This is a genomic window from Solihabitans fulvus (genome assembly GCF_008386585.1).
Classification (GTDB): Bacteria; Actinomycetota; Actinomycetes; order Mycobacteriales; family Pseudonocardiaceae; genus Solihabitans; species Solihabitans fulvus.
On record NZ_VUOB01000267.1, the window covers coordinates 1 to 598 of the forward strand.

The 598-nt window shown below is 46.2% G+C and carries 1 protein-coding gene; it reads right to left on the reverse strand.

The window, feature by feature from the left end; translation table 11 throughout:
* A partial coding sequence (locus F0L68_RS45800) for a hypothetical protein (RefSeq protein ID WP_223199633.1) occupies positions 1-539 on the reverse strand: 539 nt, incomplete at its 3' end.
* Between the last annotated feature and the right edge of the window lie 59 nt (positions 540-598).

Genomic DNA, 598 nt, shown 5'->3' on the forward strand with positions numbered 1-598 from the left:
GGAATGTTAAATAGATAGGGGAATAGTTCTCCTTCATGGTAGACCAGGACCTTCTTGAAGAACATGTTAGGTTGTTTGAAGTACTGAGGAAGAACGGGGCGATCGAATGGATAACCGAATGGTTTGTTGTCCGGAACAACAGACTTGAATGGCTCTGACTCCTTAGGTGTCGGTTCATACGGATAGACGAATACAAACAGCTGGAAGGGGAATCCATCGTATGTACCCTTAGGCAGCATCAGCCTCGAAGGCATAGTGTCCGAGGAGTTGAACATGTCAGTAGGAATCTTTCCTTGGTCCAAGAGCTTGTAGATTTCGGCCATCGGTAAAGAGTCTTCTTTGAAGAATGCAAAGTCAGTAGATGAACGCGTTATCTGAGACTGGCCAGGGTTAACCTTTTGCACGAACCAGTCAAGCTCGTAGAAGTTCATCCAGTTATCTTCTAGGCTGAAGGGAAAGCCGTTCTCATCGTATTTAGGTCCAAGGAACATCTTGACGACGGCGTTAGTGGCAACATCAGATTTAATATCGATTGTCACAGTGAACGGCTTGTGGTTAAGACGTGGTTGACGGACCTTGTAACCGTGAGGAGAGCTCT